The sequence below is a fragment of the Bradyrhizobium sp. S3.3.6 genome, assembly GCF_040546905.1.
Lineage (GTDB): Bacteria > Pseudomonadota > Alphaproteobacteria > Rhizobiales > Xanthobacteraceae > Bradyrhizobium > Bradyrhizobium cytisi.
In genome coordinates, this window is the sequence record NZ_JBEPOT010000016.1 from 1 (window position 1) to 13,719 (window position 13,719).

Below are 13,719 nucleotides of genomic sequence, written 5' to 3' on the forward strand. Positions count from 1 at the left end.
CCGGTTTTTTCGTGCAGCTGCTGCCCCCCGCCGCGGGGCTTCGGGCGGGTGTGTGGGGGGCGCCCGGGGGGGCCCCCCCCGCCCCCCCCCCCCCCCCCCCCCCCCCCCCCCCCCCGCGCTGCTTGCCTGGGCCGGATCGTACTGGCCGGTGTCGCTCTACATCATCGCCCTGTCGATCATCACGATCGTCGCGACCTTGATTGCGCCGGAGACCGCGCGCAACTCGCTGAGATCCTGAGAGCGGCTAACGGCAGGCGGGATTCGCGGCTGCTGGAAATACCAGGAAGGTGATGGTCGCCGGCGCAAGCCGGATCGCGCCCGCCGATGCTGCGCGCGGCTCAAGCCCGGGCAGTTCATCATCGGCACTCAGCGCGAGCGTCTTGCCGTTCAGCTGCACGGTCGCGCCTTGCAGCTGTGTCGCATGCAACGTGTAACGCTCGGCCGGATGCGACAGCGTCAGGGCGAATGATGCATGCCGCGATGCGTTGATCGCGAGCACGGACACCGCGCCCCGCAGGCCCGGATGGCAATGCGCATAGAGATGGAGATCCGGCGCTGCGACCGAGCTCGCGTCGAGCACGATCGTTCCCATCAGCCGGTGCCAGAGCAGCGCAGCCCAGTAGTTCGGTCGCGGACGGAACGTCGCTTCGTCGAGCAGGCCGTAGTCGCTGGCGGCCAGCGTGTTGTGCATCACCACCTGGACTCCGGCTCTTGCCAGCCGCCCGAGCTGGTCGAGATAGCGGAATGCGTCGAGAAACGTCTTGTCCCAGCGATTGCCGCCGCAGGCGGCATCCGCGGTCTCGGTTAGCCAGATCGGCTTGCCCGGCTCGAATCTGTCGCGCAGCGCACTGTAGATTGCGAGAGTCGCGTCGGTGCGCGCCAGCCATTGCTCGGAAAGCGCCTGCGCCGGATCGTCGCGGCCACCGCAGCGCGGCGAGAGCGTATTGTAGTGATGATAGGAGAAGCGATCGAGGCCAGGGCCGGACGCGGCAAGCAGGTCGCGCGTGGTGAGGCCCGACCCGGATGGCGATGGCGCGTCGCCGATCGAACCCGGACCCACGATCAGCGTCTCGGGCGCCGGGCGCCGCATCCATTCGCGAAAGGTCCTGAAGTCGCGGCCATAGGCCTTCGCGTCATATCCGGGCGGTGCACCGTTCGTCGCGGCGAGTGTTGGCTCGTTCATGAACTCCACCGCCGCGATGTGGCCACCGAGCGACCGCGTCGTGTCGATCAGGCGCTCGGCCTGATCGGTCTTCCATGCGCCATCCGCCGCGCGGCTGCCCGGACTGATCGCAAAGGATGTCACGATCTCCGCATCGACCGCGCGCGCAAAGTCGATGACGCCGCGCCATTGGTTGCGGCCGAGCACGGAATCGAATCCCGGCGGGGGCTTGGCCGGCGCAGGATCCATGTCGGCAAAGAACGTCGCATTGGCCCAGCTGCCGCTGACGCGCAGATAGGCCGGCGCCAAGGCGGCGGCGAGCTTGCGCAGCCGCGCATTGGCAAGATCGATCGGCGGCCGCGTGCCGTAACGATCCCGCGCATCAAGCGCGCGCATTGTTGGCGGATAGGGCTTCCAGAACCGCCCGCCGGTCACTTCCGTCATCTCGATGTTGTAGGATTGAAAGCGCGCATCGATCGTGCCGATCGCTTTCAGCTTTGTCGGCGCAACGGACACATCGCCGGCGCGCGCCGCGCACAATGTTGCGGCACTCAATAGCGCAATCGTTGTTGCGCCTGTTGCGCCAACGAGCCCGCCCGATCGAAGCCATCGCCTTGTATGCACGTTCTGACGCCTTCTTATGCGCCGCTGCCAAAACCAAATGCAGCAGCCTGATCCATTAGCCGCATTTATACGGCGAATTTTTACTTCCAATTTTACTTCGCAAAGTTCCGCCCCTAGCCTTGCGCGTAATGATCACATCCGCAGCCGATCAATGGCGATCGGTGCGAGCGTTCACTGTAACCAACGAGGGTTGCCATGTCTGACGGGACTAAGGGGACGTTCACTTCCGATCCGGCGGGAACGGGGGCCAGAACGGACGTCAAGTCGACGAAAAAGCTGAGCCGGCGCACACTCTTGAAGGGTGCGGCGGCCGTTGCGGGCGCAGCCGCAGGATCGGATGCGATCCGCGGATTCCCGACCATCTGGGCGCAGGAGATCAAGGACATCGAGCTGCGCCATGTCGGCGTCTCCTATTCCGTGGTGAAGGCGATCGGCGACCAGGCCGCCAAGGATCTCGGCTTCAAGGTGACGATGCAGAACCTCGACACCTCTGCCGCCATCAACCGCTTCATAAGCCAGCCTAATACGGTCGATATCGCCGATCTCGAGGGCTGGCAGGCCAAGCTCGCCGCCAAGCGCAGCGTGATCCAGGGCATTGAGGTCAAGAAGATCAAGGAGTTCGACAACATCCTGCCGATCTTCACCAAAGGCGAGATCGACGGCCACAAGATCCCGCGCCAGGGCATCTCGCCCTACGAAGCCATGTACATCGCGAAGCCCGACTCGACCGATCTGAACGACGGCGTCACCGAATGGGCGACCTTCCTGCCGCAGGTCTACAACGCCGATTCCATCGGTTACCGCCCCGATCTCGTCGGCCACGAAGTGACCGAATGGAAGGATCTGATCGATCCCAAGTTCAAGGGCAAGGCCGCGATCCTCGACGTGCCCGCGATCGGCATCATGGATGCCGCACTCTGCTTCGAAAGTGCCGGACTGATCAAGTACGGCAACAAGGGCAACATGACCAAGGAGGAGATCGACTTCACCTGCAACAAGCTGATCGAGCTGAAGAAGCAGGGCCAGTTCCGCGCGACCTGGACCACTTTCGACCAGTCCGTGCAGCTGATGGCCGCAGGCGAAGTGGTGATCCAGTCGATGTGGTCGCCGGCAGTGGCCGCGGTCCGCGTCAAGGAAATCCCCTGCGTCTATGCGCCTGTCAACGTCAAGAACGGCAAGGAAGGCTATCGCGGCTGGTGCAATGGCATGGGCCTGATGAAGCACCTCTCCGGCAAGAAGCTCGACGCCGCCTATGAATATCTCAACTGGTATCTCTCGGGCTGGCAGGGCGGCTTCGTCGGCCGCTACGGCTACTACAGTCCGGTGCCGTCGACCGCGAAGAAGTTCCTGACCGCTGCCGAATGGGACTTCTGGTACGACGGCAAGCCGGCGCCGGAAGTGATTAACGATCCCTACGGCGTTGCGATGGAGAAGGCCGGCACCAAGCGTGACGGCGGCTCGTTCCTCGACCGCGTCAAGAACATCTCGTGCTGGAACACGCTGATGGACGAGGCGGCCTACATGAACAAGCGCTGGAACGACTTCAAGGTGGCCTGAAACCTGCTTTCCCTACCTGAAGAAGCACCGGCGCCGTCACGCGCCGGTGCGACAAGACCGACTTCGAGGCATTTGCTGATATGCAGCCAAGTTCGAGCTCAGCTCAAGCTCCATCGCGTTCCAATCTCGCCGGCTGGCTCTATGTCTCGCCGCTGGTCCTGGTGCTGGTGCCGTTCTTCGTGGCGCCGATCCTGGTCGTGCTGGCCGCAAGCTTCTTCGCCACTGACGGCTTTGGCGGGCTGACGCCGGGCTTCACGCTCGCAAGCTATGTCGAGGTGCTGCATTCGGCGCTGACGCTGAAGCTGTATCTCGCGACCATCAAGTTCACCGTGCTGACCTGGGTCTTCACCCTGATCATCGGCTTCTTCGTCGCCTACTTCCTGGTGTTTCACGTCCGCAACCAGTTGCTGGCGATCGGCCTGTTCCTGCTCTGCACGGTGCCATTCTGGACCTCGAACATCATCCGGATGATTTCCTGGATCCCGCTGCTCGGCAAGGAAGGCCTGATCAACCAGGCGCTGCTGGCATTGGGCGTGATCCATCAGCCGCTGGAGGTGCTGCTGTTCTCCGATCTCGCGGTGGTCATTGCCTATGTCCACCAGCTCACGATCTTCATGATCGTGCCGATCTTCAATTCCATGGCGCGGATCGACAAGAAGCTGATCGAGGCCGCGATCGATGCCGGCGCCAGCCGTTTCGACATCATGCGCCTGATCGTCGTGCCGATGTCCAAGAGCGGCATCGCGCTCGGCACCATCTTCGTGGTGTCAATCGTGATGGGCGACTTCTTCGTGGTCAAGGTGATGTCCGGCGGCGGCTCGGCCTCGGTGGTCAGCGCCTTCTACGAGGATGTTGGCGTGCTGCAATATCCGACCGCGGCGGCGAGCGCCGTGCTGCTGACGCTGGTGCTGGTCGCGATCGTCTCGCTGATCCTGCGCACCGTCGATATCAGGCAGGAGATCACGCGATGAGCGCTGTTCTCGCCGACATGCCCGAGAGGGTCGCACCCGCGACGACCAAGGCGATCGCGCCGAGCAAGGGCGGGCGTCCCTGGACGTTCTACGTGCTGGCGACGCTGTTCGGGCTCTACGTGATCGCGCTCTACGGCCCGATGTTCTGCATCTATGTCCTGTCGTTCCAGGACATTCGCGGCGGCCTCGTGTTTCCGATGAAGGGCCATTCGCTGCACTGGTTTGTCGACCTCTTCACTCAGGTCCGGACCGGTGACGTCAAGGGCTCGTTCGACCGCTCGATCAAGCTCGCCGTCATCGTCACTGTCATCACGGTGGTGGTCTCGTTTCTCGCCGGGCTCGGCTTCCGCAAGCGCTTTCGCGGCGACACCTTTGTCTTCTACATGATGATCGGCAGCCTGGTGGCCCCCGGCCTGGTGCTCGGCCTCGGCACCGGTCTGCTGTTCCAGGCGCTCGGGCTGAATGCGAGCTGGTACACCTCGGCGCTCGGTGCGCAGCTGTCCTGGACGCTGCCGTTCGGCGTGCTGGTGATGTTCGCGGTGATGTCGCGCTTCGATCACGTCTGGGAGGAGGCGGCTTACGATCTCGGGGCCAGCCGCTGGCAGTCGATCCGGCTGGTGATGATCCCGGTATTGGCGCCCGGCCTCGTCGCGGTCGCGCTGTTCGGGTTCACGCTCTCCTACGACGAGTTCGCGCGCAGCCTCCAGACCGCGGGCTCGCTCAACACGCTGCCATTGGAGATCTGGAGCATGACATTGAACGTCACCTCGCCCTCGCTTTATGCGCTGGGCACGGTGACGACCATCGTCTCCTTTATCGTCATCGGTGCGAGCCTCGGCAGCATCGTGCTGATTCAAAAGAGGCGCGGTAGCAGTGCAAAGGGTTGATTTGGGAATGAAGAACGATCGCGGCGATATTGAACTGGCAGGCGTCTGCAAGAGCTTTGACGGCGTGACCAACGTGGTCGACGGCGTCAATCTCAGGATCGCAGACGGCGCCTATTGCTGCTTCATCGGTCCCTCCGGCTGCGGCAAGACCACGATCCTGCGCATGATCGCGGGCCACGAGGACCCGACCGCGGGCGAGATCGTGATTGGCGGCCAGAACGTCGTCGGCCTCGCGCCGGTGCAGCGGCGCACCGCAATGATGTTCCAGTCCTACGCGCTGTTCCCGCATTTGACGGTCCGCGAGAACATCGCTTTTGCGTTGCGCGTGCGAGGCCAGTCCAAAACCGACCGCCTGCGTGCCGCCGACGCCATGATCGAGAAGGTGCGGCTGACGCAATTCGCAGATCGCCTGCCGGCGCAGCTCTCCGGCGGCCAGCAGCAGCGCGTGGCGTTGGCGCGCGCCGCGATCACCGAGCCGCGCGTGCTGCTGCTCGACGAGCCGCTGTCGGCGCTCGACGAGCAGCTCCGCGTGCAGATGCGCCAGGAATTGCGGCGGATGCAGCAGGAGCTCGGCATCACCTTCATCCACGTCACCCACACCCAGCTCGAGGCGATCGCGCTTGCCGATCTCGTGGTGGTGATGGAGCAGGGCAAGATCAAACAGGCGGGTGCCGCGCGCGACGTCTACGCCCATCCGCACGATCGTTATGTCGCCGAGTTCATGGGCGGCCAGAACGTGCTCTCCGGCCGGGTCGAAAAGGTCAACGGTGCAAGCTTTACGCTGGCACAGGCCGCGCCTGATGGCATCGAGGTGCCGCTTCAGGCGCGCCCGGCCGTCAGCGTCGGCGACAAGGTCGATATCGCCGTGCGCCGCGACGACGTCGCGCTGGTCAGGCCGGGCAGGGATCTGCCGCCGGGCTGCACCACTTCGCTGCCGAGCCGGGTGCTCGCGATCGAGTACCAGGGCTATTTCGTCAAGGTCATGCTCGACACCGTGCCGGACGACGAGTTCGTCGCCTATGTGCCGGAAAAGACCTTCTTCGCAGATCCCTTCACCGTCGGCGACGTCGTCATGGCCACATGGGCCACCGGCAGCGCGCTTCCACTCGCCTAAAGACCCGTCGCGCAGGAGCATGACCTTGCAGATATCCTTCACACTCAACGGCCGGCCCACCACCGTGGACGTCGAACCGGCGACGCTTGTCGCCGAGCTCTTGCGCGAGCAGCTCAATCTCACCGGCACCCATATCGGCTGCGACACCAGCCAGTGCGGCGCCTGCGTCGTCCATCTCGATGGCCTGCCCGTGAAGAGCTGCACGCTGTTGGCGCCTGCGCTCGATGGCGCGACGCTGCTCACCATCGAAGGTCTGCAAGGAGCGCCCGGCTCGAACCAGATGCATCCAATGCAGGAGGCGTTTCGCGAGCATCACGGCCTGCAATGCGGCTTCTGCACGCCCGGCATGCTGATGACGGCGATCGCGCTCGCCACCGGGAAACCGGATCTGACCGAGGCCGATGTCCGCCATGGCCTCGAAGGCAATATCTGCCGCTGCACCGGCTACCAGAACATCGTCATCTCGGTGTTGGCCGGCGCCGCCGCCATGAACGCCGCCAAGGGAGAGTGACCATGGGCAATGTGATCGGCATCGGCGCCTCACCGAAGCGGAAGGAAGACCAGCGCTTCCTCACCGGCCGCGGCAATTACGTCTCCGACATCAAGCGTCCGGCCATGACGGCCGGCGTGTTCGTGCGTTCTCCGCATGGCCATGCCGTGTTGCGGGGCATCGACAAGAGCGCGGCGCTGGCGTCGCCCGGCGTCATCGCCGTTCTGACCGGCGACGACGTCAAGGCCGACAGCCTCGGCTCTCTGCCCTGCGGCTGGGGCATCTCGGACGCCAAGGGCGTGCCGATGAAGGAGCCGCCATTCCCGATGCTGGCGCAGGGCAAGGTGCGCTTCGTCGGCGACATGGTGGCCTTCGTCATCGCCGAGACGCCGGGGCAGGCCAATGCCGCGGCCGAGCTGCTGACGGTCGATTACGAGGTGCTGCCCTCCGTGGTCGGCGTGCTCGAAGCCGTCAGGCCCGGCGCGCCGCAACTGTTCGACGACGTGCCGAACAACATCTGCTGCGACTGGGAGCTCGGTGACAAGGCCGCGGTCGAAACCGCGTTCCGCAAGGCTGCGCATGTCGCCAAGCTCAGCCTCGTCAACAACCGCCTGATCGGCAACCCGATGGAGCCGCGCGCGGCGATCGCCGAATACGAGCCGGGCACCGATCGCTTCACACTGTGGACCACCAGCCAGTTCCCGCACGTCGTGCGCTTCCTGATGGGCGCGCTGGTGCTGAACATCCCGCAGCACAAGCTGCGCGTCGTCGCACCCGATGTCGGCGGCGGCTTTGGCGTCAAGCAATTCCACTACGGCGAGGAGGCCGTGATCACCTGGGCCGCCAAGCGCGTGATGCGGCCGATCAAATGGGTCGCAAGCCGCTCGGAAGGCTACGTCTCCGATCGTCACGGCCGCGATCACGTCACCGAGGCCGAGCTGGCGCTGGATGAACACGGAAAGTTCCTGGCGTTCCGCGTCAATACGCTCGCCAATATGGGCGGTTATCTCTCGACTTTCGGACCGAACATCCCGACCAATCTCTATGGTCCGCTGCTCGGCGGCGTCTACACCACGCCCGCAATTTACTGCAACGTGAAGGTGGTCTTCACCAACACCGTGCCGGTCGATGCCTACCGCGGCGCGGGCCGGCCCGAGGCGACCTTCGTGCTGGAGCGCATCGTCGATGTCGCAGCCAGCGAGATGGGCATCGACCGCGTCGAGATTCGCCGGCGCAACATGATCCCGAAGGAGGCCTATCCGTATCAGACGCCGGTGCTGGTGCAGTACGATTCCGGCGATCCGATGGGATGCCTCGACGGCGCGCTCGTCGCCGCCGACGTCAAGAATTTCGGCGTGCGCAAGGCAGCGTCTGCCAGCAAGGGCAAATTCCGCGGGCTCGGCTATTCCACCTATGTCGAGGCGTGCGGCCTTGCGCCGTCGCGCTTCGCAGGAAGGCTCGGCGCACGCGGCGGTCTCTACGAGAGCGCCACGGTGCGCGTGCATCCGACCGGCCAGGTCACGGTCATGATCGGTACGCACAATCACGGCCAGGGCCACGAGACGACGTTTGCGCAGATCGTCTCGGAAAAGCTTGGCGTGTCCTTTGAGAATGTCGACATCGTGTTCGGCGATACCGATCGCGTGCAGTTCGGCATGGGCACCTATGGCTCGCGTTCCCTCGTGGTGGGCGGAGCAGCGTTGTCGAAGGCGACCGACAAGGTGATCGCCAAGGGCAAGAAGATCGCGGCGCATCTGCTGGAGGCCGCTGAAGTCGATATCCAGTTCGAGGCCGGAAACTTCTCAGTCGCGGGTACGGACCGCATCAAGTCGTTCGAGGAGATCGCGGGCGCCGCTTATGTGCCTCACAACTATCCGCTCGAGGTGCTGGAGCCGGGGCTGGAAGAGCAGGCCTATTACGACCCCGTCAACTTCACCTATCCCGGCGGCTGCCACATCGCCGAGGTCGAGGTCGATCCGGAGACGGGCACGGTGACGCTGGTCAATTACACCGCGGTCGACGACGTCGGCACGGTCATCAATCCGATGATCGTCGAGGGCCAGTTGCACGGCGGCATCGTGCAGGGCGTCGGCCAGGCGTTGTTCGAGAACGCGGTCTACGACGAAGGCTCGGGCCAGCTGCTGTCGGGCTCGTTGATGGACTACTGCATGCCGCGAGCCGATCACATGCCGATGATGAAGGTTGCGACCCATTCCACGCTCTGCACGCACACCCCGATGGGCGTGAAGGGCTGCGGCGAGGTCGGCACCATCGGCTCGCCGGCCGCCGTCATCAACGCGGTGGTCGACGCGCTCGCGCATCTCGGCGTCACCCATGTCGACATGCCGGCAACGCCGAACCGGATCTGGCGCCTGCTGCAAAACGCGTCGCTGCCGGTCGCCGCGGAATAGGGAGGACATCAACAATGAAACCATTTGCCTATCACCAGCCCGGCCAAATCCCGGATGCAGCCAAGCTGCTGACCTCGATCGAGGACAGCAAGCTCGTCGCCGGCGGCATGACGCTGATCCCGACGATAAAGCAGCGGCTGGCGAGCCCCGTCGCATTGGTCGATCTGTCAAAGCTCGGGTCTCTCAAAGGCATCACCGACGACGGCGCCACCATCACCATCGGCGCGATGACGCCGCATGCCGTGGTGGCTGCCTCCAGGCTTGTGCAGACGAAAATCCCCGGGCTCGCGGCACTGGCCTCGATGATCGGCGATCCCGCCGTACGCAACCGCGGCACAATTGGCGGCTCGGTCGCCAACAATGATCCTGCGGCGGATTATCCGGCCGGCGTGCTCGGTCTCGGCGCCACCATCGTCTCCAGCACGCGCGAGATCGCAGCCGACAAGTTCTTCCTCGGCCTGTTCGAGACTGCGCTCGAAGTAGGCGAGATCATCACTGCGATCCGTTTTCCCGTGCCGCTCAAGGCAGGTTACTCGAAGTTCAAGGCGCCGGCGTCGCGTTATGCGCTGGTCGGCGTATTCGTCGCGAAATTCGCCGATGGTGTCCGCGTCGCCGTAACCGGCGCGGGTCCCGGCGTGTTCCGCGTGCCGCCGATGGAGGTGGCGCTGTCGGAGAATTTTGATCCGTCCGCAATTGCGGCGATCAAGATCGACAACGACGGTCTCACCTCCGATATCCACGCCGAAGCCGATTACCGTGCGCATCTCGTCACGGTGATGGCCAAGCGCGCCGTCGACGCGGCGCTCAGCTAGCTCTTAGGGTTGATGATGACTGATGGTTCCGGCCGAGCGGCCTCCCCGCCGGCGCCGACTGGCCTTGGCGCGCTTTCTGCTAACGAGATCATGGCCGGCTACCGCCGCAAGGCGTTCACCCCGCGCGATGTCGTCGACGACACCATTGCCGCGCTCGAAGCCACGAATGAAGCCTGCAATGCGGTGGTGACACCGATGTACGAGCAGGCGAGGACGGAGGCCGACCGTCTCACCAGGGAGATGCGCGCGGGCGAGGCGAAGGGATCGCTCGCCGGCGTGCCTGTCACGATCAAGGATCTCGTGTTTGTCGCGGGCGTGCCGGCCTATGCCGGCTCACCGATGAACAAGGCGTTCGTACCCGATGTCGATGCTGCCGTGGTGTCGGCGCTGAAAGCGTCCGGCGCGATCATCACCTGCAAGACCACGACTTGCGAGTCCGGCTACAAGCTGACGGCGGACAGCCCCGTCACCGGCACCACGCGCAACCCCTGGAATCCCGGCCGAACCAGCGGCGGCTCGAGCGGTGGCGCGGCTGCGGGTGTGGCCGCGGGCTGCGGCCCGATCGCGATCGGCACCGATGGCGTCGGCTCGATCCGCGTACCGTCATCGTTCTGCGGCGTGTTCGGGCTGAAGCCGACCTTCGGCCTGGTGCCGCGCTCGCCCGGCTTCTCGCCGCCGTCCTGGGCCTCGCTCGCGCACACCGGCCCGATCACGCGGACGGTCGCGGATGCCGCGCTGGTGCTGGAGATCATCGCTGCTTACGATCCACGCGATCCCGCGAGCCTGCCGGTGTCGCCGCGCTGCTTCGATACGAACGCGGCCTCATTGAACGGCCTCCGCATCGGTGCGAGCGCCGATCTCGGCTACGCCCCGATCAACGCTGACGTCCGCGCGGCGTTCGGCAAGGCGCTTGCCATTCTCGATTCCTGCGGCGCGCAGGTCACCATGGATGGCCCGGGTCTCGACCCTGGCATTCTCGAGCACACGCTGAAGCCGATCGCCTTCACCGAGCAGGCGGCGGCGGTGGCGACCAGAAGCACGGCCGATCTCGCCAGCTCCGAAGCTGACTATCGCGACGTCGTCAGCGCCGGCCGCCACTACAGCGGCACGGATTATATCGAAGCCAGCTACCGGCGCGGCCAGGCCCGCAATGCGTTCTTGAAATTGTTCGAGCGCGTCGATGCGCTGGTGACTCCGACGGTCGCGGTGACCGCATTCGAGGCCGGCCGGATCGGCGTCGACACGATCGACGGCAGCAAGATCGATCCGCATCTCGGCTGGTCGCCCTTTACCTGGCCGATCAATCTTGCTGGTCTTCCGGCGGCGACGCTACCCTGCGGCTTCGATCGCGACGGTTTGCCGATCGGCCTTCAGATCGTTGCGCCATGGCTCGACGAGCCAACCATCTTCCGCATTGCGGCGGCGTTCGAGGCGGCGCAGCCTTGGGCTAAGTTCTGGCCCCCGCTGGCCTTGCGCGAACCGGACCGTGCCCACGCGAAGGCTTGAGGCAAATCCGGCCTGGAACTGACCGGCCGTCGTCTTGCCAGCACGTCCCCCCGCGCGCTCGAAATTTTTTCGACCGCCCTCTTGAAACCGACATCCCTTCTTCTAAGTCATTTTTCGCCGCGAGAGCGGTGTGCCGGGTGCCCGAGAGGGCCCGGCGCGGGCGCTGGGCCGGTGTCTTCGGATCCCGTCTGAAAACCCTGTCCCGCGTTCCTTCGTATCCATCTTGCTCTTTGGAGGACTTGGTTATGAGGACCAGCTTTGACTTCGCGCCCCTGTGGCGCTCCACCATCGGCTTCGATCACCTAGCCGACCTCGTCGACAGCACGCTGCGCCAGACGACCGAGGACAACTACCCCCCTTATAACATCGAGCGGTCCGGCGAAGACCACTACCGGATCAGCCTCGCCGTGGCCGGCTTCGGCGTCAACGACATCACAGTGACGGCCGAACAGAACGCGCTCACAATCGAAGGTCGGAAGCCCGACGACGCTGCGCGCGAATATCTCTATCACGGCATCGCTGCGCGTCCATTCCGGCGCGTGTTCAACCTCGCCGACTACGTCCAGGTGAAGCAGGCGTCTTTCCAGGACGGCCTCTTGATCGTCGATCTGGTCCGTGAGGTCCCCGAAGCCATGAGGCCGCGCCGGATCCAGATCGCGGGTGCGGCCCCTCCTGCATCTCAGATCGAGCAGAAGGAAGCAGCCTAACGCGCGGTCGAGGGATTGGCGGAACGCGGCGCTCAGATGCGCGCCGCGCTCCCAGATGCATGAAGGAGAGAACCATGGCTTTTCGTGATCTCATTCCCTGGTCAAAGAGCCAGGAGCTTGCGCCGGTCCGCGACAGCTTCGATCCGTTCCTGACGCTTCATCGCGAGATGAACCGTCTGTTTGACGACGTGTTTCGCGGTTTTGCCGGGAGCAACCTGTCGCCCATTATGGAAGGCCGTTTCGGCTGGCCCAAGGTCGAACTCAGCGAGACCGACAATATGCTGACCGTCACGGCCGAACTTCCGGGACTGACGGAGAAGGACGTCGAGGTCGAAATCGCCCACGGCGTCCTCACTCTCCGTGGCGAGAAGAAGGCCGAGCGCAACGGCGAAGGCAGGTACTTCACCGAGCGTTACTACGGCGCCTTCGAGCGGCAAGTCCCGCTCGAAGACGTCGAGGAAGACAAGGCCGAGGCGTCGTTCAAGAACGGCGTCCTGACCGTCTCGTTGCCCAAATCCGAGAAGGCGCGGGAAGGCATCAAGCGTATCGCGATCAACACGCATTAGCTTGAACGCGGATGGCGGCGGTGCCCGCCGCCATCCCATCATCAACCTACCATCCCTTCGAAAGGAGCGTAAAGGGAGGCACAACCGATGACCAACGTGAACACGAATTCGGACAATCTCAACCTACTGTTTCACCCGGCGGCGCACTACGGCTCGCCCGCTGATGTCCTGAACGCAGAAGAGCTATCTGCACCGGAGAAACGGATCATACTGTCGTCCTGGGCGTCCGATATGTACGCGGTCGAATCCTGTCCGGCCTTGCGCGAAGTCCCCGGCATGAGCCACACCGTCCGGCTCGCCGATATTCTCGCGGCCCTGCGCCGGCTCGACAGCGACAATGACGACGACGACCCGCCGCGTGGCGGCGGTGTCCCGATGCGTCTACGGCGGCCTTGGGCCGCCGCAGAGCGGCACGGCGCATGATGCCCGCCTCGTTCGCTAAGTCGATTGCCGGAGACCTGACCTTCAGCAACCGCCGACGGCGGAGCCTCACCACCGGACAGCTCATGCCGTCCGGCGATCGAGCTCGCCCTGGAAATCCCTGATCAACCGCCGCTCGCGCTCTATCCGTTGCCGATAGAGTTCGCGCTCATGCTCGGTCTTCGCGCTGGCAGGAAGAAGTTCGTCGTGCCCGATCACCTTCTCGCTGCCTCGAATGAGCAGGTCCCGGGCGACGTTCATTGCGCCGCTCCCGTATCGATCGGTGCCTTCGAGGCGAAGATGGAAACCGGAAAGGCCGCGGCGGCGAGGCTATCAAGGGCTGACTGCTCTTCTGCCAGGCGTCTCTCGATGTACTGGCGTTCTATCTCTGTCAGCCTGGTCTTCAGCAGTCGCCGATAACGGTGGATGTTATTCCTGTGCACGCGAATTTGAGGCAGAGATTCGTTGAGCATCATCGTCTCCGACGGTCGC

General features: G+C 64.4%; 14 protein-coding genes. 11 read left to right on the forward strand and 3 right to left on the reverse strand.

From position 1 onward, the window contains the following. Positions 1-244: 244 nt before the first annotated feature. Entirely contained in the window at positions 245-1,717 is a 1,473-nt protein-coding gene (locus tag ABID59_RS32855) for a glycosyl hydrolase family 79 N-terminal domain-containing protein (protein WP_354086112.1), read from the reverse strand. A 264-nt stretch (positions 1,718-1,981) separates the two neighbouring features. Here ABID59_RS32855 and ABID59_RS32860 point away from each other — a divergent pair, with 264 nt between their 5' ends. The 11 genes from ABID59_RS32860 to ABID59_RS32910 all read left to right on the forward strand — a co-directional run bounded on the left by ABID59_RS32860 (position 1,982) and on the right by ABID59_RS32910 (position 13,230). Further along, on the forward strand, positions 1,982-3,343 hold the full coding sequence (locus ABID59_RS32860) for an ABC transporter substrate-binding protein (protein WP_148754820.1): 1,362 nt from the start codon (positions 1,982-1,984) through the stop codon (positions 3,341-3,343). 80 nt (positions 3,344-3,423) lie between these two features. Continuing rightward, positions 3,424-4,314 carry an ABC transporter permease gene (locus tag ABID59_RS32865; protein ID WP_354033060.1) on the forward strand — a complete coding sequence of 297 codons (891 nt, stop codon included), beginning with the start codon at positions 3,424-3,426 and terminating at the stop codon, positions 4,312-4,314. Next, positions 4,311-5,201, forward strand: coding sequence for an ABC transporter permease (locus tag ABID59_RS32870; RefSeq protein WP_148754818.1), 891 nt, complete (start codon positions 4,311-4,313; stop codon positions 5,199-5,201). Before ABID59_RS32865 ends, ABID59_RS32870 begins: the two co-directional genes overlap by 4 nt. Positions 5,202-5,208: 7 nt before the next feature. Then, entirely contained in the window at positions 5,209-6,315 is a 1,107-nt protein-coding gene (locus ABID59_RS32875) for an ABC transporter ATP-binding protein (RefSeq protein WP_354086113.1), read from the forward strand. A gap of 19 nt (positions 6,316-6,334) precedes the next feature. After that, entirely contained in the window at positions 6,335-6,826 is a 492-nt protein-coding gene (locus ABID59_RS32880; protein ID WP_354086114.1) for a (2Fe-2S)-binding protein, read from the forward strand. 2 nt (positions 6,827-6,828) lie between these two features. Next, on the forward strand, positions 6,829-9,216 hold the full coding sequence (locus ABID59_RS32885) for a xanthine dehydrogenase family protein molybdopterin-binding subunit (RefSeq protein ID WP_354086115.1): 2,388 nt from the start codon (positions 6,829-6,831) through the stop codon (positions 9,214-9,216). Positions 9,217-9,230: 14 nt separating this feature from the next. After that, positions 9,231-10,028, forward strand: coding sequence for an FAD binding domain-containing protein (locus ABID59_RS32890; RefSeq protein WP_354086116.1), 798 nt, complete (start codon positions 9,231-9,233; stop codon positions 10,026-10,028). A gap of 15 nt (positions 10,029-10,043) precedes the next feature. Then, a complete protein-coding gene (locus ABID59_RS32895; RefSeq protein WP_354086117.1) occupies positions 10,044-11,534 on the forward strand; it encodes an amidase in 1,491 nt (496 codons plus the stop codon). A gap of 245 nt (positions 11,535-11,779) precedes the next feature. Then, entirely contained in the window at positions 11,780-12,241 is a 462-nt protein-coding gene (locus ABID59_RS32900; protein ID WP_354086118.1) for an Hsp20 family protein, read from the forward strand. Positions 12,242-12,315: 74 nt separating this feature from the next. Continuing rightward, positions 12,316-12,807, forward strand: a complete 492-nt coding sequence (locus tag ABID59_RS32905) for an Hsp20/alpha crystallin family protein (RefSeq protein WP_148754811.1) — start codon at positions 12,316-12,318, stop codon at positions 12,805-12,807. A gap of 87 nt (positions 12,808-12,894) precedes the next feature. Further along, entirely contained in the window at positions 12,895-13,230 is a 336-nt protein-coding gene (locus ABID59_RS32910) for a hypothetical protein (RefSeq protein ID WP_354086119.1), read from the forward strand. Positions 13,231-13,311: 81 nt separating this feature from the next. Here ABID59_RS32910 and ABID59_RS32915 read toward each other — a convergent pair whose 3' ends face one another. Together ABID59_RS32915 and ABID59_RS32920 are read right to left on the reverse strand one after the other, a co-directional pair. After that, a complete protein-coding gene (locus ABID59_RS32915; RefSeq protein ID WP_354086120.1) occupies positions 13,312-13,488 on the reverse strand; it encodes a hypothetical protein in 177 nt (58 codons plus the stop codon). Further along, a complete protein-coding gene (locus ABID59_RS32920) occupies positions 13,485-13,703 on the reverse strand; it encodes a hypothetical protein (protein ID WP_354033051.1) in 219 nt (72 codons plus the stop codon). Before ABID59_RS32920 ends, ABID59_RS32915 begins: the two co-directional genes overlap by 4 nt. Positions 13,704-13,719 lie beyond the last annotated feature (16 nt).

Coding starts and splice junctions, on each gene's coding strand:
- ABID59_RS32915 (WP_354086120.1), bottom strand. CDS start 13,488: ATGAACGTCGCCCGGGACCTGCTCATTCGAGGCAGCGAGAAGGTGATC.
- ABID59_RS32880 (WP_354086114.1), top strand. CDS start 6,335: ATGACCTTGCAGATATCCTTCACACTCAACGGCCGGCCCACCACCGTG.
- ABID59_RS32885 (WP_354086115.1), top strand. CDS start 6,829: ATGGGCAATGTGATCGGCATCGGCGCCTCACCGAAGCGGAAGGAAGAC.
- ABID59_RS32875 (WP_354086113.1), top strand. CDS start 5,209: ATGAAGAACGATCGCGGCGATATTGAACTGGCAGGCGTCTGCAAGAGC.
- ABID59_RS32905 (WP_148754811.1), top strand. CDS start 12,316: ATGGCTTTTCGTGATCTCATTCCCTGGTCAAAGAGCCAGGAGCTTGCG.
- ABID59_RS32860 (WP_148754820.1), top strand. CDS start 1,982: ATGTCTGACGGGACTAAGGGGACGTTCACTTCCGATCCGGCGGGAACG.
- ABID59_RS32865 (WP_354033060.1), top strand. CDS start 3,424: ATGCAGCCAAGTTCGAGCTCAGCTCAAGCTCCATCGCGTTCCAATCTC.
- ABID59_RS32910 (WP_354086119.1), top strand. CDS start 12,895: ATGACCAACGTGAACACGAATTCGGACAATCTCAACCTACTGTTTCAC.
- ABID59_RS32890 (WP_354086116.1), top strand. CDS start 9,231: ATGAAACCATTTGCCTATCACCAGCCCGGCCAAATCCCGGATGCAGCC.
- ABID59_RS32900 (WP_354086118.1), top strand. CDS start 11,780: ATGAGGACCAGCTTTGACTTCGCGCCCCTGTGGCGCTCCACCATCGGC.
- ABID59_RS32920 (WP_354033051.1), bottom strand. CDS start 13,703: ATGATGCTCAACGAATCTCTGCCTCAAATTCGCGTGCACAGGAATAAC.
- ABID59_RS32895 (WP_354086117.1), top strand. CDS start 10,044: ATGACTGATGGTTCCGGCCGAGCGGCCTCCCCGCCGGCGCCGACTGGC.
- ABID59_RS32870 (WP_148754818.1), top strand. CDS start 4,311: ATGAGCGCTGTTCTCGCCGACATGCCCGAGAGGGTCGCACCCGCGACG.